The following is a 17,195-nucleotide window of genomic DNA, read 5'->3' as shown; positions in this document are numbered from 1 at the left end:
CTACCGCTGCGCTATACATCGAGTGGTGGGTGATGACGGGATCGAACCGCCGACCCTCTGCTTGTAAGGCAGATGCTCTCCCGGCTGAGCTAATCACCCTTCGTCTCGGTGTGGCGCGCATTCTACGGACGGCCCTACACCCTGGCAAGCACTTTTTAAACTTTTTTCAAAAAAAACCTTAGGCCTTTCAAAGACCTAGCGGTGCCGGGCATTTTCTTCACGCATATCCGGCTGCTGGCCCTCTGACAGGGTTGGCCTGAGAGCACTGCTCGGAGAATAATGCCCGCCTTATGCATTAAGGAGAGATTGCCCCTCATGTGGTTCAAGAACCTGCTGACCTACCGCCTGACCCAGGATGTACCGTTCGAGCCTGAAGCGCTGGAAGCCGCCCTGGCCAGCAAGCCGGCCCGCCCCTGCGCCAGCCAGGAGCTGACCACCTATGGTTTCGTCGCGCCGTTCGGCAAAGGCGAAGACGCTCCCCTGGTGCATGTCAGCGGCGAGTACCTGCTGATTGCCGCACGTAAAGAAGAACGCATCCTGCCGAGCAGCGTGGTCAACGATGCGGTCAAGGAAAAGGTCGAAGAGATCGAGACCGAGCAGATGCGCAAGGTCTATAAAAAGGAACGCGACCAGATCAAGGACGAGATCATCCAGGCCTTCCTGCCACGCGCGTTCATCCGCCGCTCGATGATCTTCGCCGCCATCGCCCCGCGCCAGGGCGTGATCCTGGTCAACTCGGCCAGCGCCAAGCGTGCCGAAGACCTGCTGTCGACCCTGCGTGAAGTGATGGGCTCGCTGCCGGTACGCCCGGCCACCGTGAAAATTGCCCCGGTTGCCACCATGACCGACTGGGTCAAGTCGCAACAGGCCGCCGAAGGCTTTTATGTGCTGGACGAGTGTGAGCTGCGTGACACCGCCGAAGATGGCGGCATCGTGCGTTGCAAGCGCCAGGACCTGACCAGCGAGGAAATCCAGCTGCACCTGAGCACTGGCAAGGTGGTCACCCAGCTGGCCCTGGCCTGGCAGGACAAGCTGTCGTTCATCCTTGACGACAAAATGGTGATCAAGCGCCTGAAGTTTGAAGAGCTGCTGCAGGAGCAGGCCGAGCAGGATGGTGGTGATGAGGCTGCGCAGCAGTTTGACGCCAGCTTCCAGCTGATGATGATGACCTTTGCCGAGTTCCTGCCGGTGCTGTTCGAGGCGCTGGGTGGCGAGGAGATTCCGCAAGGGGTCTAAAAGCAGCTGCAAGCTTCGAGCTGCAAGCTACAAGAACAATCAAAAGCGGCAGTGCGGTGCCCGATGCGGCTCCGTACTGCTTTTACTTGCAGCTTGAAGGTTGCCACTTGAAGCTGAAACCGGAGGTTTCCCATGCGTGCCCTCGCCGCCCTCAGCCGCTTCGTCGGCAATACCTTCGCCCTGTGGGTGCTGGTATTCGCCGTGCTGGCCTTCCTGCAACCGCAATGGTTCATTGCCCTCAAGGTCGCCATCGTGCCGCTTCTGGGGCTGGTGATGTTCGGCATGGGGCTCACCCTCAAGCTCGACGACTTCGCCGCCCTTGCCCGCCAGCCGTGGCGGGTGATGCTGGGGGTGGTTGCGCACTTCGTGATCATGCCGGGCATGGCCTGGCTGCTGTGCCAGCTGTTCCACCTGCCGCCGGAAATAGCCGTGGGCGTGATCCTGGTCGGTTGCTGCCCAAGCGGCACGGCGTCGAACGTGATGGTGTGGCTGTCGCGTGGCGACCTGGCACTGGCAGTGGCCATCGCCGCGGTGACTACCCTGCTGGCACCGCTGCTGACCCCGGCGCTGATCTGGTTCCTGGCTTCGGCCTGGTTGCCGGTGTCCTTCATGGACATGTTCTGGTCGATCCTGCAATTGGTCATGCTGCCGATCGTGCTAGGGGTCGTGGCCCAGCGCCTGCTCGGTGCCCGGGTGCAGGCGGCGGTGCAGGTGCTGCCGCTGGTGTCGGTGGTAAGCATCGTGATGATCGTGTGCGCGGTGGTGGCGGCCAGCCAGGCGAAGATCGCCGAGTCGGGGTTGCTGATCATGGCGGTGGTGATGCTGCACAACACCTTCGGCTATCTGCTGGGGTACCTGACCGGCAAGCTGTGCAAGCTGCCACTGGCCCAGCGCAAGTCGCTGGCGCTGGAGGTGGGCATGCAGAACTCCGGGCTGGGGGCGGCGTTGGCGGCGGCGCATTTTTCGCCGTTGGCGGCGGTGCCGAGCGCCTTGTTCAGCGTGTGGCACAATATTTCCGGGGCGCTGTTGTCGACCTGGTTCCGGCGGATGGGGGAGCCTGGGGGTGAGGCTGAACAGGTGGAGCCGGCCAGGCATTGATCTTGGCTGTACCAGCCTCTTCACGGGTGAACCCGCTCCCACAGAGATCGCCGCAGGCTTGAAATATGGATGCTGCCTGTCCCGGCCCTATCGCCGGCAAGCCAGCTCCCACAGGATCACCACAATTCGGACATTGTGGTAATCCTGTGGGAGCTGGCTTGCCGGCGATAGGGTCGGTACAGGCTTGCCCTGAACCTTTCAGGTGTGCACCATGGTGCCCACTGTGAGGACGGCCTCACGACGCACTGCGTGACCATTCCGGGGACGGCCCCATCATTCGCAACGATGGAGAAGCACCATGTCCTGGATCATCCTGTTCTTCGCCGGCCTGTTCGAGGTTGGCTGGGCCGTTGGCCTGAAATACACCGACGGCTTCAGCAAGCCACTGCCCACCGTACTTACCGTTGCCGCCATGGCCATCAGCCTGGGCCTGCTGGGCCTGGCCATGAAGGAGTTGCCGCTGGGCACCGCCTACGCCATCTGGACCGGCGTTGGCGCCGTGGGTACGGTCATCGCCGGCATCATCCTGTTCGGCGAGTCGATGGCGCTGGTGCGCCTGGCCAGCGTGGCGCTGATCATCATTGGCCTGGTCGGCCTGAAAGTCAGCGCCAGCTAACCCCCGCCTCTAACGCAGGTTACCGCGCAAGCAGCTTACCTGCTCCCGCAAGGCATCTGGCTGCGCCGCCTCCACCGGGATGGCGGCGCCGGCCACGATGGTCACCCGCGACCACAAACGCTTGAAGAAGCCTTTGCCCGGGTCGCGGCTGAAGAAGCTGCCCCACAAGCCCTGCAAGGCGAGCGGTATAACCGGCACCGGGGTTTCTTCGAGGATGCGGTTGACGCCGCCCTTGAACACATCGATTTCGCCATCCCGGGTCAGCTTGCCTTCCGGGAAGATGCACACCAGTTCGCCATCGGCCAGGTATTCGGCAATTCGCGCGAAAGCCCGTTCATAGGTGGCCAGGTCTTCGTTGCGCCCGGCAATCGGGATGGCACCGGCGGTGCGGAACACAAAGTTGAGCACCGGCAGGTTGTAGATCTTGTAGTACATGACAAAGCGGATCGGCCGGCGAATGGCCCCGCCCAGCAGCAGCGCGTCGACGAACGAAACATGGTTGCACACCAGCAACGCCGCGCCTTCGTCAGGGATGCGCTCCAGGTCGCGGTGCTGCACGCGGTACATTGAGTGGCTGAGCAGCCAGATCAGGAAACGCATGGTGAACTCGGGCACGATCCTGAAGATATAGGCGTTGACCGCGATATTGAGCAGCGAAACCACCAGGAACAGCTGCGGGATGCTCAGCTCGGCCAGGCCCAGCAGGACGATGGTCAGCACCGCCGACACCACCATGAACAAGGCATTGAGGATGTTGTTGGCGGCAATCACCCGGGCGCGCTGGTCCTCGGCGGTGCGTGCCTGAATCAAGGCATACAGTGGCACGATGTAAAAGCCGCCGAACACACCGAGGCCGACGATCGACAGCAAAATCCACCAGGCCTGGCTCATGCCCAGCAGCGCAAGCCAGTCGTGCGGCGCCGCGGCGGCCGGCACATCGCCGGAGTGCCACCACCACAGCAGGCCGAACAGGGTCAGGCCGAACGAGCCGAACGGCACCAGGCCGATTTCCACCTTGCGCCCGCTCAGGCGTTCGCACAGCAACGAGCCCAGCGCAATGCCCACCGAGAACAGCGTCAGCACCAGCGTGACCACGGTGCCGTCACCGTGCAGCCAGTCCTTGGCGTAAGCCGGAATCTGTGTGAGGTAGATGGCGCCGACAAACCAGAACCACGAGTTGCCGACGATCGAACGCGACACCGCCGGCGGCTGGCCCAGGCCCATGCGCAAAATCGCCCACGATTGCTTGAAGATATTCCAGTCCAGCGCCATGTTCGGCGCGGCGGCCGCCGCCCGCGGGATCCAGCGGCTGGCCAGGTAGCCGAGCACCGCGGTGCCGACCACGCCGCCGGCCACCACCGTGGCGTAGCTGTCGGCCGACATCATCACCCCGGCGCCGATGGTGCCAGCGAGGATGGCCAGGAAGGTGCCGGTCTCCACCAGCCCGTTACCACCGACCAGCTCTTCCTCCCGCAAGGCCTGGGGCAGGATCGAGTACTTTACCGGGCCGAACAGCGCCGAGTGCGTCCCCATGCCGAACAGCGCCACCAGCATCAGCGCCAGGTGGTCAGTGACAAAGCCCAATGCGCCGATCGCCATGATGGCGATCTCGGCCAGCTTGATCGCGCGGATCAGCGCGTCCTTGGCGAACTTCTCGCCAAACTGCCCACCCAGCGCCGAGAACAGGAAAAACGGCAGGATGAACAGCAAGGCGCACAGGTTGACCCAGATCGACCGGTCACCGTCGCCCAGGCTGAGTTTGAACAGGATCGCCAGGATCAGCGACTGCTTGAACAGGTTGTCGTTGAACGCACCCAGCGACTGGGTGATGAAAAACGGCAGGAAGCGCCGCTTGCCGAGCAAGGTGAATTGCGAGGAATGACTCATCGTCCTTGGTCCTGGGTTCAGCCATGAATGGCAGTTGCCTTATTAGATTGCATACGGGCCATGCAAAGCCACATCGTCGAAGTCAACTGACAGAACTACCAGTAGCGAGTTGCATCGTCCAGGCGCCACTGTCCGGGTTCGATCAGCCAAGAGTCAGCGCAATGACAAGACGACTCGCCAGAGCGCGCATGTTTACCGTGTGCCGTGCAGCTGCAGCCCTGACCGTGTGGCTGATAGCCAACAGCGCCGCTGCCAGCGACGTGCAGGCAGACAAGGACAGGCTGCTCGACAGCCTTGTCGGGCAGATGACATTGCAGGAAAAGGTCGGCCAGTTGCGCATGGAGTACGCCAGCACTGGCCCAAATCCCCAGGCAATGCTCGACAGCATTGTCGACGGGCATGTCGGCGCCATGTTCACCTCCCCCGCTGCCAGCCAGGCAAGCCTGCGCGAACTGCAGGAGGCAGCAGCCCAACGCAGCCGCCTGCACATTCCGCTGTTTTTTGCCGGGGATGTACTGCACGGCCAGCAGACGATATTCCCTATCAGCCTGGGCCAGGCTGCCAGCTGGGACCTGCAGGCGATCGGCAAAAGCGCCCGGATAGCCGCGCGCGAAGCCACCGCCATTGGTCTGGACATGACTTTCGCCCCAATGCTGGACATCAGCCGCGACCCACGCTGGGGCCGGATGTCGGAAGGCTATGGCGAAGACACCTATCTGACGTCGCGCATTGCCGAAGCAGTGATACCGGCATTACAGGGGCCGACATTGGGAGCGAGGGATAGCCTGATGGCCTGCGTCAAACATTTTGCCGGCTACGGCGCGGTGGAAGGCGGTCGCGATTACAACACCACGGACATGAGTGCACGGCGCCTTGTGCAAGACTACCTGCCGCCCTTCAAGGCCGCCGTAGATGCCGGAGCCGGCGCTGTGATGACCGCACTGACCAGCCTCGACGGGGTGCCGGCGACCGCCAACGGCTGGTTACTGCACGAAATACTGCGCCAGCAATGGCAGTACAACGGCCTGGTCATCGGTGACCACGGCGCCGTCGAGGAGTTGATCGCCCATGGCGTGGCCGAGGATGGTGAACGGGCCGCACAGGCGGCATTCACTGCCGGCACGCAGATGAGCATGAGAGACCGCTACTTCGCGTACGGCCTGCCTCGCCGGGTCAGGCTGGGGAAGGTGACAGCGCAGCAACTCGACAGCGCCGTACGCCAGGTGCTGGCTACCAAGTACGAACTTGGCCTCTTCGATGACCCTTATCGCCGTCTCCAAGGCGCCCCGGCAAACCAAAACCAACGCTTGCACCGCGCCCAGGCCAGGGACATGGCGCGTCGCTCGCTGGTATTGCTGAAAAATCACGATCAGACACTGCCGCTGAGCCGGCATGCACGCATCGCCCTAGTCGGTCCCTTGGCCGACAATGCCGTGGATATTCTTGGCAGTTGGCACGCCAACGGCAAGCCAGACCAGGCAGTGACGTTGCGCCAGGGGCTGCAGAGTGGCCTGGCTGGCAAGGCAACGCTGCTGTATGCGAAAGGGGCAAACATCAGTGACAACCCGCAGGCATTCGCCCTGCTTGCAGACAATCAGGTCAGCTTCGACCCACGCCCAGCTGAAGCCATGATTGCCGAGGCGGTTACCGTTGCCCGTCAGGCGGATGTGGTGGTAGCGGCGCTGGGCGAGGCCCGCGGCATGTCACACGAGGGCGCCAGCAGGACCGACCTGAACCTGCCGGGGCAGCAACGTGCCCTGCTGCGCGCGCTGAAAGCGACCGGCAAACCCCTGGTGATGGTGCTGATGAATGGCCGGCCGCTGACCATCGGCGACGAAAGCCAATGGGCCGACGCCGTGCTGGAAACCTGGTTCAGCGGCAGCGAAGGGGGTAACGCGATTGCTGATTTGCTGTTTGGTGAATACAACCCGTCCGGCAAACTGCCGGTGACGTTCCCGCGCAGCGTTGGCCAGATCCCGCTGTACTACAACCATCTCAATACCGGCCGGCCGTTCGATCCGGCAAGGCCATCCGTCTACCGCTCGCGTTACTACGACATCGACGATACGCCGCTCTACCCCTTTGGCTACGGCTTGAGCTACACCGACTTCAGTGTCTCGGCACCACGTTTGTCCAGCGCACGCCTGCAGCCCGGGCAGGCTCTGCAAGTACAGGTAACGGTGCGCAACGAGGGCTTGCGGGCAGGGGAAACCGTCGTGCAACTGTACATTCGCGATCGCAGTGCCTCGGTGAGCCGCCCCGTTAAAGAGTTGAAAGGCTTTGAGAAGCTGGCCCTCGAGCCCGGCCAGGAACGTCAGGTGACGCTGCAACTGTCCCCCGCTGCGCTCAGTTTCGTTGACCGAAACTTGCGCTGGGTCAGTGAGCCCGGCTGGTTTGATGTGATGGTCGGGCTGGACTCGCAAACCGTGCAGACGGCCAGCTTTGAGCTGATGCCGTGAAACATTGCGATCAATCAATCAGCCGGTTCCGGCTGTAAATCAGTTGCAAGCCTGATCCGGCCCCATCGCCGGCAAGCCAGCTCCCACAGGGACCGCACATGGCCAAGGGAACAGATGACCAAGGATTGTACGGTCCCTGTGGGAGCTGGCTTGCCGGCGATAGGCCGGAGCAGGCGCTGCATCACTCGAAACCGAACAACGCCCGAGCGGTATCCACCAACAGCGCCTGGCGCAGTTCAGCCGAGCAACCCAAGGCTTCGAACTGTTCGACAGCAGTGGCAAAACTGACCGCCGTCTCATGCTGGGTGTGCGGCCAGTCGCTGCCCCACAGCAACCGCTCAGCCCCGTAATGTGCCTCCAGCGCACACAGCGCCGAGCGGGCGAATGCCAGGTTTTCCTCAGGCGAGCCCTCCAGCCGATAGATCCCCGACACCTTCACCCACACCTTGCCCCACCCGCCCAGGGTCAACAGCTCGGCAAACCCGGGCTGCCCCAGCCCACGCCGGGCATCGGGCCGACCGAAGTGGTCAATGACGATGTCCAGGCCATAAGGTTGCAGCGCCTGCACCAGTGTCGGTATGTCCGCCACCTGCCGATGCAATTCCACGTGCCAGCCCTGCTCGCCAATACGCTCCAGCAGCGGCCGCCATTCGGCACCGGCCAGGTCGGGCAGCGCCTGGCCCATAAGGTTCAGGCGAACACCCCTTACGCCCAGCCGGGCCATTTCATCCAATGCCTCACGCTCGACGTCGCGCTCCAGCATTACCACCCCGCGCAGCTGCCCCGGCACGGTCTGCAGGGCGCTGAGCAGGTAGCGGTTGTCGGTCCCGAGGAAGCTGGGCTGGACCAGTACGCCATGGCTGAAACCGTGGGCCAGCAGCTGGCCCAGGTAGTCACCCAGTGGCGCATCGTAGCTGGGCGCATAACGTCGTTCGCTGGCCAGGTTCAGCCCACGGCTGAACACGTGGGCATGGCTGTCAATGGCGGTCAGGTGTAATGCAGGAGCGTCAGGCATGGTTCTCATACAAACAAGGTCAGGTTACTTGGCGACTGCGCCGGCCGTTTCCGGTGCAGGTGCAGATTCAAGGTTGCGCCCGCGAGTCTCCGGCAGGCACAGGGCAGCGATCACGGCCACGCCATAGGCAATGCCGGCGTCGATGCCGATGGCACTGCCCAGCGACATCGACTCACTCATGTGGCCGACCAGGAACGGGAACACGGCCGACAGCACGCGGCCGAAGTTGTAGCAGAAGCCCACCCCGGCGCCGCGCACTTCAGCGGGGTAGAGTTCATTGAAGAACGCCCCCAGGCTGGCCGGGATACCGGCGGCGAAAAAGCCCAGCGGGAAGCCGAGGAACAGCATCTGCGTGTTGCTCAGCGGGAAGAACACGTAAGCCTGGACGGTCAGCACGCAGCACAGGGCGAACAAGAGGATGTTCTTGCGCCGGCCGATGCGGTCGATCAGCAGGCCGCTGACCACGCAACCGCACCAGAAGGCCAGAATGATCACCGCCAGGTAGCCCCCGGAGTTCAACACCGACAGGTTGCGCTCGGTCTTGAGGAAGGTCGGCAGCCAAGTCATCACTGCGTGGTAACCGCCGTGGGCCCCCAGGCCAAGCAGGCCGCCGAGCAAGGTCACGCGCAGCAGTTCCGGGCGGAAGATCCCGGCCATGGACTGGAAGAAGCTGGTGGGGATGGCGTTTTCTTTCTGCAGGCGCTGGAAGCTGTCTGGCTCGGGCACATTGCGGCGCACCCAGATGATCAGCAGCGACGGCAACAGGCCGACGAAGAACATCACCCGCCAGGCGAACTCCTGCGGCACCAGCGAGTAGATCAGCGTGAACAGCGCCACCGCCAGGCCCCAGCCCACGGCCCAGGCGCTCTGCACCGTGCCCATGACTTTGCCGCGGTATTTCGGGTTGATGGTTTCGGCCATCAGCACTGCACCAGCAGCCCATTCGCCACCGATGCCAAAGCCTTGCATGGCTTTGACGAACAGCAGCGGATAGAAGCCGGTGACGAACGCCGAGAGAAAGGTGAAGCACGAGAACCACAGGATCATCCACTGCAAGGTGCGCACGCGGCCGTAGCGGTCGGACAGGGTGCCGCCCAGCCAGCCGCCGATGGCCGAGGTCACCAGGGTAAGGCCGCTGATCAGGCCGGCATCGCCCTTGCTCAGGGAGAACGCGGCGATCAGCGCGGGGATGGCCAGGCCGAACATCTGCACTTCCAGCGCATCGAGCGACCAACCGCCGAAGCAGGCCCAGAACGTCTTGCGCTCCCGTGAGGTGATCTGGCGATACCAGCTGAACATGATTGTTATCCTTCTAGTTGAGTGTTACAGCCGGGCATGCCGAAGCGTGGCGCGCTGGCGAGCGGGCAGGCGAAGCCACTGCGCCGTGGCAGTACGGCGCAGACGGGTAAACGGGTGCAGCGGCCGGCTTAGCGGATGTCGATGCGGTAGCGGAAGTGCTGCGCATGGCCGCGCGAGCGGCGCCATTCCAACGGCTTGCCGGCGTAGTCACGGGCCAGGCGCTCGATCACCACCACCGGGCTGTCGGCCGGCAGTTGCAGCAGGCGGCCATGCACGGCGTCAACCGCTTCGGCGGTCAGGGTCTCTTCGGCGTAGGCGACGACCTGGCCGCACAGTTCTTCGTAAATCGGGTACAGCAACGGGCCTTTGCTGTTCAACTCCACATCGAGCAGCGGCTGGAAGGTCTGGCGCGGCAGCCAGATTTCTTCGGCCAGCACCGGTTGGGCGCCGAGCAGACGGGTGCGGACAATGCGGATCACGTCGGCTTCAACCGCCAGGCCCAGTGCCGCAGCCACGGCCGATGGCGCGGCGAGCGGCTCGATGGAAAGAATGCGGCTTTCTGGCACCAGGCGCTCGCCGTTGGCGGCTTCGAAGCGGAAGAAGCGAAACAGCGAAGACTGGAACTGCGGGCGGCGGATGAAGGTGCCGCGACCCTGCTGGCGCTCCAGCACGCCTTCGGCCACCAGCACATCGACCGCCTTGCGCACGGTGCCGACCGACATATCAAACTCGGTGGCCAGGGCGGCTTCGGTCGGGATCGCCTCGCCTGGGCGCCAGCGGTTGTTGGCGATCTGCTCGACCATGTGGTCGCGCAGCTGTTGGTAGCGGGGCAGTCGAGCATCACCGGTCAATGGGTGCATGGGTCTCGCTCTCGTCTTGTTATATAGACATATATATGAATTTCGCCAGAGTATTCCTCGCGGCTGGCGGGCTGTCAATCCTCCGCCTGTCGAGAATCTGAAGGGGCAGCTGTTCTGTGCTGCCTGTACTGGACTCATCGCCGGCAAGCCAGCTCCCACAGGGACTGCACAGGCTCTGAAACTTGTGCAGTATCTGTGGGAACTGGCTTGCCGGCGATGAGGCCAGTGCAGGCAGCCCTCCAAGTGGCATATGCTTCGACTCGGCTATTCCACAACAAGGACGTGGCAATGCTCGCCGCCATCACGCGCTACCCGCACACCGTTCGCCTGCTGCTCACCACCACCTTCATTCTCACTGTCGCCCGCGCCCTTACCCTGCCCTACCTGGTGGTGTACCTGGCCGACAACTTCCAACTGCCGATCAGCCAGATCGGCCTGCTGATCGGTGGCGCGCTGATCATCGCCTCGCTGCTGAGCCTGTATGGCGGCCACCTGGTCGATACCTTGCGCAACCACACGCTGGTCAGCGCCAGCACCCTGCTGTTCGCCCTGGCCTTCGTCGCGGCGGTCGCCAGCACATCAGCGCTGCTGTTTTTCCTTTGCCTGGTGCTGATCAACCTGGCCCTGGCAGTGGTCGATATCGCCGCCAAGGCAGGCTTCTGTGCGTTGCTGCCGGTGGAGGAGCGCGCCGAGGTGTTTGCCATCAAGTACACCCTGAGCAACGTCGGCTACGCCGCCGGCCCGCTGTTGGGCGTCGCCATGCTGGAGCTGAACGACCACATGCCGTTCATCGCCTCTGCCCTGCTTGGCCTGGCCATGTGCGTTGCCTACTGGCGCTATGGCGACCGTAGCCTGCAGGCTCGTGCGGACAAGCCAGCGGCCGGTTTCAGCCAGGTGGCGCGGGGGCTGGTGCGCGACCGGCGGCTGGTGTGTTTCACCCTGGGCGGGGTGCTGAGCGCGGTGGTGTTCGGCCAGTTTACCGCCTACCTGTCGCAGTACCTGGTGGTTACCAGCAGCCCGGCCGAGGCGGCGCGGCTGGTCGGCTACCTGGTGACCACCAACGCAGTGACGGTAATTGCCCTGCAGTACCTGATTGGCCGGCGCATCAGCCGCCAGCGCCTGATGCCTTGGCTGCTGGCCGGCATGGGCCTGTTCATTGCCGGGTTGCTGGGCTTTGCCATGGCCGGCTCGGTGCTGGCCTGGTGCCTGGCCATGCTGGTGTTCACCCTGGGCGAAATCATCGTGATCCCGGCCGAATACATGTTCATCGACCTGATCGCCCCGGAGCACCTGCGTGGGGTGTATTACGGTGCGCAGAACCTGTCCAACCTGGGGGCAGCATTGGGGCCGGTGATGGTGGGGTTTGCCTTGGTGCATGTGTGGCCGGGGGTGATCTTCTACCTGCTGGTGTTGTCGGTGATACTGGCGGGGGTGTTTTATGGGTTGGGTACTCGTAGGGGTTGATGTTGGTTTTGCCGGCCTGTTCGCGGCGGTTCGGCGCCCCGATGAACCCGCTCCTACAACCATCGTCGGCGCTGACGAAGCGGCACCTGCGTGCCAGACTGATTGATCGGGACCGCGTTATCTTTTTGCTTCGGAGTCTTCATGTCGTTGTCCAGCGGGCTGATCGCCGTGGTCGCCCTGGCCTATATGGCCGTCATGTTCGCCATCGCCTTCTATGGCGACCGCCGCAGCACGCCGTTGCCGCCGAAGCTGCGTGCCTGGGTGTACAGCCTGTCGCTGGCCGTGTATTGCACCAGCTGGACATTCTTCGGTGCCGTCGGCCAGGCCGCCGAACAGCTGTGGGCGTTCTTGCCGATCTACCTGGGCCCGGTGCTGCTGATGGTCTTCGCGCCCTGGGTGCTGCAGAAGATGGTACTGATCAGCAAGCAGCAGAACATCACCTCGATCGCCGACTTCATCGCTGCACGTTACGGCAAATCGCAGAGCCTGGCGGTTGTGGTGGCACTGATCTGCCTGGTCGGCGTGTTGCCGTACATCGCCCTGCAGCTCAAGGGTATCGTGCTGGGCGTGAACCTGCTGATCGGCGCCAACGCCGACGCCACCGGCACCCGCGTGCAGGACACCGCGCTGGTGGTATCGCTGGTGCTGGCACTGTTCGCAATCGTCTTCGGCACCCGCAGCCTCGACGTGACCGAACACCACCGCGGCATGGTCCTGGCCATTGCCTTCGAATCGCTGATCAAGCTGCTGGCCTTCCTGGCCGTGGGCATCTTCATCGTGTTCAACCTGTACGACGGCTTCGACGACCTGTTCAGCCAGGCACGCCAGTCGATCCACTTGCAGAACTACTGGCAGGAAACCATCAACTGGCCGTCGATGGTGGTGCAGACCGCCGTGGCGATGATGGCAATCATCTGCCTGCCGCGGCAGTTCCATGTCACCGTCGTGGAGAACATCGAACCCCAGGACATGCGCCTGGCGCGCTGGGTATTTCCGATGTACCTGGTGCTGGCGGCACTGTTCGTGGTGCCGATTGCCCTGGCCGGGCAGATGCTGCTGCCGGGTACGGTGATTTCCGACTCGTTCGTCATCAGCCTGCCACTGGCCGAAGCGCACCCGAGCCTGGCCCTGCTGGCGTTCATCGGCGGCGCTTCGGCAGCCACCGGCATGGTCATCGTCGAGGCCGTGGCGCTGTCGACCATGGTTTCCAACGACATGCTGCTGCCGTGGCTGCTGCGCCGCAACAACGCCGAGCGGCCGTTCGAAGCGTTCCGTCACTGGATGCTCTCGGTACGCCGGGTAACCATCGTGGTGATCCTGCTGCTGGCCTATGTCAGCTATCGCCTGCTGGGCTCCACCGCCAGTTTGGCGACCATCGGCCAGATCGCCTTTGCCGCCGTGACCCAGCTGACCCCGGCCATGCTCGGCGCGCTGTACTGGAAGCAAGCCAACCGTCGCGGTGTGTTCGCCGGCCTGGCCGCGGGTATTTTCCTGTGGTTCTACACCTTGGTACTGCCGATTGCCGCGCACAGCCTGGGCTGGTCGTTGCAGCTGTTCCCGGGGCTGGCGTGGCTGCACGGTAACCCGCTGGACCTGCCGATCAGCCCGTTGACTCAGGGCGTGGTGCTGTCGCTGGCGGGTAACTTCACCCTGTTTGCCTGGGTGTCGGTGCTGTCGCGCACGCGGGTTTCCGAGCACTGGCAGGCCGGCCGCTTCATCGGCCAGCAAACCAGTGCCCGGCCCAGCAGCAAACCGCTGCTGGCGGTGCAGATCGATGACCTGCTGACCCTGGCCTCGCGCTTTGTCGGCGAAGAGCGCGCACGGCAAAGCTTCATCCGCTTCGCCTACCGCCAGGGCAAGGGTTTCAACCCCAACCAGAACGCCGACGGCGACTGGATCGAGCACACCGAACGCCTGCTGGCCGGTGTGCTCGGCACCTCGTCGACCCGCGCCGTGGTCAAGGCCGCCATCGAAGGCCGCGACATGCAGCTGGAAGACGTGGTGCGCATTGCCGACGAGGCCAGCGAGGTGCTGCAGTTCAACCGCGCCCTGCTGCAAGGCGCCATCGAAAACATCAACCAGGGCATCAGCGTGGTAGACCAGAACCTGCACCTGGTGGCCTGGAACCGCCGCTACCTGGAACTGTTCAACTACCCCGACGGGCTGATCAGCGTCGGCCGGCCGATTGCCGACATCATCCGCTACAACGCCGAACGCGGGCTGTGCGGCCCGGGCGAGGCGCAGGTACATGTGGCGCGGCGCCTGCACTGGATGCGCCAGGGCCGTGCGCACTCTTCCGAGCGCCTTTTCCCCAATGGCCGGGTGATCGAGCTGATCGGCAACCCGATGCCGGGTGGCGGCTTCGTCATGAGCTTTACCGATATCACCCCGTTCCGCGAAGCCGAACAGGCCCTGCGAGATGCCAACGAAGGCCTGGAGCAACGGGTGGCCGAGCGTACCCATGAGCTGTCGCAGCTGAACCAGGCACTGTCCGAAGCCAAGAGCCAGGCCGAAGCGGTCAGCAAGTCCAAAACCCGCTTCCTGGCTGCCGTCAGCCATGACCTGATGCAACCGCTGAACGCCGCACGGCTGTTTTCTGCCGCCTTGTCGCAGCAGGCCGAAGGCATGAACGAAGAAGCCCAGCTACTGGTACAGCACATGGACAGCTCGCTGCGCTCGGCCGAAGAGCTGATCAGCGACCTGCTGGATATCTCGCGCCTGGAAAACGGCAAGATCACCCCGGATGCCAAGCCGTTCGCCCTCAACGAGCTGTTCGACACCCTGGGCGCCGAGTTCAAGCTGTTGGCCGCCGAGAAGGGCCTGGAGTTCCGCCTGCGCGGTAGCCGCCTGCGCGTGGACAGCGACATGAAACTGCTGCGCCGGGTGCTGCAAAACTTCCTGACCAATGCCCTGCGCTACGGCAAGAGCCCGATCCTGCTGGGCGCGCGCCGCCAGGGCGAACGCCTGTGGCTGGAAGTATGGGACCGTGGCCCGGGCATCGCCGATGACAAGCTGCAGGTGATCTTCCAGGAGTTCAAGCGCCTGGACAGCCACCAGACCCGCGCCGAGAAAGGCCTGGGCCTGGGCCTGGCGATCGCCGACGGCCTGTGCCGGGTACTGGGCCACCCACTGGAAGTACGTTCATGGCCGGGCAAGGGCACGGTGTTTCGCGTCAGCGTGCCGATTGCCCGCCAGGCCGCCCCGGCAGCCGCCGCCCCGGTGGAGCAGGCTGGTCAGCCGCTGGCCGGTTTGCAGGTACTGTGCGTGGACAACGAGGATAGCATCCTGATCGGCATGAACAGCCTGCTCAGCCGCTGGGGCTGCCAGGTGTGGACTGCGCGCAACCAGGCCGAATGCGAAACCTTGCTGGGCCAAGGCATGCGCCCGCACCTGGCGCTGGTGGACTATCACCTGGATGACGGCGAGACCGGCACCGGGCTGATGGGCTGGCTACGCGCGCGGCTGGGTGAACCGGTACCGGGCGTGGTGATCAGTGCCGATGGCAGCAAGGAAACCATCGCCTTGGTCCACGCATCCGGCCTGGACTACCTGGCCAAGCCGGTCAAGCCAGCGGCCCTGCGCGCCATGCTCAATCGCCATCTGAGCCTGGTTCAGTAACCGCTTCGTCGGGCAGCGCCTCGTCGGACAGCGCCCGCTCCAGCAGGTCGGCGGGCAGGCTCTTGCTGGCGCGGGCCCCCAGCAGCTTCAGTTGTTCGCTGCGGCTGACCAGGTTGCCGCGCCCTTCGCACAGCTTGTTGCGGGCCGCAGCGTAGGCCTTGTCCACCTGTTGCAGGCGGCTGCCCAGCTCGTCCAGGTCCTGAATGAACAGCACGAACTTGTCGTATAGCCAGCCAGCACGTTCGGCGATTTCGCGGGCGTTCTGGCCCTGGCGTTCCTGCTTCCACAGGCTGTCGATCACCCGCAAGGTGGCCAGCAAGGTGGTGGGGCTGACAATCACGATCTGCCGGTCGAAAGCTTCCTGGAACAGGTTCGGCTCGGCCTGCAGGGCTGCCGAGAAGGCCGCCTCGATGGGCACGAACAGCAGCACGAAATCCAGGCTGTGCAAGCCTTCGAGGCGGTTGTAGTCCTTGCTCGACAGGCCTTTGACATGGCTGCGCAGCGACTGCACGTGCTGCTTGAGCGCAGCCTCATCGTTGCCCGAAACAAACTGTTGGTAGGCAGTGAGGCTGACCTTGGCGTCCACCACCACCTGCTTGTCGCCGGGCAGCATGATCAGTACATCGGGCTGGAAGCGCTCGCCGTCAGCGCTCTTCAGGCTGACCTGGGTCTGGTACTCGCGGCCTTTTTCCAGGCCGGCATGCTCCAGCACCCGCTCCAGAATCAGCTCCCCCCAGTTGCCCTGGGTTTTCTGGCCTTTCAAGGCCTGGGTGAGGTTAGTGGCTTCGTCGGACAGGCGCAGGTTCAACTGTTGCAGGCGCTCCAGTTCCTTGCCCAGCGAGAAACGCTCACGGGCTTCCTGCTGGTAGCTCTCCTCGACGCGTTTCTCGAAGGACTGGATACGTTCCTTGAGCGGGTCGAGCAACTGGCCGAGGTGTTGCTGGCTGGTCTGGGCGAAGCGCTGCTCGCGCTCGTCAAAGATCTTGGTGGCCATGTCGGCGAACTGAGCGCGCAGGGTGTCACGGGCTTCCTGCAGGTCTTCCAGGCGCTGCTGATGGCTTTCCTGCTGCTCACGCAGTTCGGCCTCCAGGCGTGCGGTTTGCGCTTCCAGGCGGCGCAGTTCGGCTTCGCGGTTGGCGCGTTCGAGGCTCCAGGCGTGGGCGGCGTCGCGGGCGTTGTCGCGCTCGATCTGCAGCAGCTCCAGCTCGCGGCCCTGGGCGGCCAACTGGGTCTGCTTGATGGTGTTGGCTTCGCTAAGGTCGCTGACCTCGTCGCGGCTGGCGTCCAGCTGCGCCTGCAGGCCGGCCTGGGCCAGCTGGGCGGCATTGAAGCGCTCTTCGAGCAAAGCCTGCTCGCCTTGCCGTGCGCCCTGGCGGCGCTGCACCTGCATGACCCACCCTAGGCAAGGTAATGCACCTGCCACCAAGCCCAGCAGAATGCTGGCCAGATCCACTGTCATGCTTACCCCGATCGCTCTGATGCAAATTGAGTGCAGCTTATCAGCCTGGTGCTTGCCGCAGCATTTACTTCGCCTGGTAAATCGAGCGCCGCCCGCGCGGCGCTTCGCGGCACAAGGCCTAATGCCAGTCAGTTAAGCAGTAAGGGCCGACAGGTGCTTGCCTTGAGATGTTGAGGGCCTGTGA

At 63.8% G+C, this 17,195-nt stretch carries 11 protein-coding genes and 1 tRNA gene; 6 read left to right on the top strand and 6 right to left on the bottom strand.

What is annotated here, in order from left to right:
• Positions 1–23 precede the first annotated feature (23 nt).
• A tRNA-Val gene (locus ACI2KG_RS23555) sits at positions 24–99 on the bottom strand.
• A gap of 216 nt (positions 100–315) precedes the next feature.
• Here ACI2KG_RS23555 and rdgC point away from each other — a divergent pair.
• The 3 genes from rdgC (at position 316) to sugE (ending at position 2,950) form a co-directional block, all read left to right on the top strand.
• Positions 316–1,236: a recombination-associated protein RdgC gene (rdgC, locus tag ACI2KG_RS23550; RefSeq protein WP_201206984.1), complete on the top strand. Its 921-nt coding sequence runs from the start codon at positions 316–318 to the stop codon at positions 1,234–1,236.
• Between the two features lie 132 nt (positions 1,237–1,368).
• Positions 1,369–2,334 carry a bile acid:sodium symporter family protein gene (locus tag ACI2KG_RS23545; protein ID WP_404663480.1) on the top strand — a complete coding sequence of 322 codons (966 nt, stop codon included), beginning with the start codon at positions 1,369–1,371 and terminating at the stop codon, positions 2,332–2,334.
• Positions 2,335–2,632: 298 nt separating this feature from the next.
• Entirely contained in the window at positions 2,633–2,950 is a 318-nt protein-coding gene (gene sugE, locus ACI2KG_RS23540; RefSeq protein WP_201206982.1) for a quaternary ammonium compound efflux SMR transporter SugE, read from the top strand.
• 9 nt (positions 2,951–2,959) lie between these two features.
• On the opposite strand, the gene ACI2KG_RS23535 is transcribed toward sugE, so the two are convergent.
• Complete coding sequence (locus ACI2KG_RS23535) at positions 2,960–4,837, bottom strand: MFS transporter (protein WP_404663479.1); 1,878 nt, start codon at positions 4,835–4,837, stop codon at positions 2,960–2,962.
• A 188-nt stretch (positions 4,838–5,025) separates the two neighbouring features.
• Between ACI2KG_RS23535 and bglX the strand changes: the two genes are divergently transcribed.
• A complete protein-coding gene (bglX, locus tag ACI2KG_RS23530) occupies positions 5,026–7,296 on the top strand; it encodes a beta-glucosidase BglX (protein ID WP_404663502.1) in 2,271 nt (756 codons plus the stop codon).
• Positions 7,297–7,477: 181 nt separating this feature from the next.
• On the opposite strand, the gene ACI2KG_RS23525 is transcribed toward bglX, so the two are convergent.
• The 3 genes from ACI2KG_RS23525 to ACI2KG_RS23515 form a co-directional block, all read right to left on the bottom strand.
• Positions 7,478–8,311, bottom strand: coding sequence for an amidohydrolase family protein (locus ACI2KG_RS23525; RefSeq protein WP_404663478.1), 834 nt, complete (start codon positions 8,309–8,311; stop codon positions 7,478–7,480).
• Between the two features lie 24 nt (positions 8,312–8,335).
• The gene (locus ACI2KG_RS23520) at positions 8,336–9,610 is read right to left on the bottom strand and encodes an MFS transporter (protein WP_404663477.1); all 1,275 of its coding nucleotides are present in this window, start codon (positions 9,608–9,610) and stop codon (positions 8,336–8,338) included.
• A gap of 128 nt (positions 9,611–9,738) precedes the next feature.
• Positions 9,739–10,470: a GntR family transcriptional regulator gene (locus ACI2KG_RS23515; protein WP_404663476.1), complete on the bottom strand. Its 732-nt coding sequence runs from the start codon at positions 10,468–10,470 to the stop codon at positions 9,739–9,741.
• 288 nt (positions 10,471–10,758) lie between these two features.
• On the opposite strand from ACI2KG_RS23515, the gene ACI2KG_RS23510 reads away from it, so the two are divergent.
• Positions 10,759–11,934, top strand: a complete 1,176-nt coding sequence (locus tag ACI2KG_RS23510) for an MFS transporter (protein ID WP_404663475.1) — start codon at positions 10,759–10,761, stop codon at positions 11,932–11,934.
• Positions 11,935–12,075: 141 nt separating this feature from the next.
• Complete coding sequence (locus ACI2KG_RS23505; RefSeq protein WP_404663474.1) at positions 12,076–15,552, top strand: NahK/ErcS family hybrid sensor histidine kinase/response regulator; 3,477 nt, start codon at positions 12,076–12,078, stop codon at positions 15,550–15,552.
• On the opposite strand, the gene rmuC is transcribed toward ACI2KG_RS23505, so the two are convergent.
• Positions 15,524–16,897, bottom strand: a complete 1,374-nt coding sequence (gene rmuC, locus ACI2KG_RS23500) for a DNA recombination protein RmuC (protein ID WP_404663501.1) — start codon at positions 16,895–16,897, stop codon at positions 15,524–15,526. The genes ACI2KG_RS23505 and rmuC overlap by 29 nt on opposite strands.
• Positions 16,898–17,195: the final 298 nt, after the last annotated feature.

Source organism: Pseudomonas sp. NPDC089407 (genome assembly GCF_044900445.1).
Lineage (GTDB): Bacteria > Pseudomonadota > Gammaproteobacteria > Pseudomonadales > Pseudomonadaceae > Aquipseudomonas.
This window is presented reverse-complemented; position numbering and strand designations above follow the sequence as displayed.

Excerpts from the sequence above, each read along its gene's own strand:
- rdgC (WP_201206984.1), top strand. The coding sequence starts at position 316 with ATGTGGTTCAAGAACCTGCTGACCTACCGCCTGACCCAGGATGTACCG.
- ACI2KG_RS23545 (WP_404663480.1), top strand. The coding sequence starts at position 1,369 with ATGCGTGCCCTCGCCGCCCTCAGCCGCTTCGTCGGCAATACCTTCGCC.
- sugE (WP_201206982.1), top strand. The coding sequence starts at position 2,633 with ATGTCCTGGATCATCCTGTTCTTCGCCGGCCTGTTCGAGGTTGGCTGG.
- ACI2KG_RS23535 (WP_404663479.1), bottom strand. The coding sequence starts at position 4,837 with ATGAGTCATTCCTCGCAATTCACCTTGCTCGGCAAGCGGCGCTTCCTG.
- bglX (WP_404663502.1), top strand. The coding sequence starts at position 5,026 with ATGTTTACCGTGTGCCGTGCAGCTGCAGCCCTGACCGTGTGGCTGATA.
- ACI2KG_RS23525 (WP_404663478.1), bottom strand. The coding sequence starts at position 8,311 with ATGCCTGACGCTCCTGCATTACACCTGACCGCCATTGACAGCCATGCC.
- ACI2KG_RS23520 (WP_404663477.1), bottom strand. The coding sequence starts at position 9,610 with ATGTTCAGCTGGTATCGCCAGATCACCTCACGGGAGCGCAAGACGTTC.
- ACI2KG_RS23515 (WP_404663476.1), bottom strand. The coding sequence starts at position 10,470 with ATGCACCCATTGACCGGTGATGCTCGACTGCCCCGCTACCAACAGCTG.
- ACI2KG_RS23510 (WP_404663475.1), top strand. The coding sequence starts at position 10,759 with ATGCTCGCCGCCATCACGCGCTACCCGCACACCGTTCGCCTGCTGCTC.
- ACI2KG_RS23505 (WP_404663474.1), top strand. The coding sequence starts at position 12,076 with ATGTCGTTGTCCAGCGGGCTGATCGCCGTGGTCGCCCTGGCCTATATG.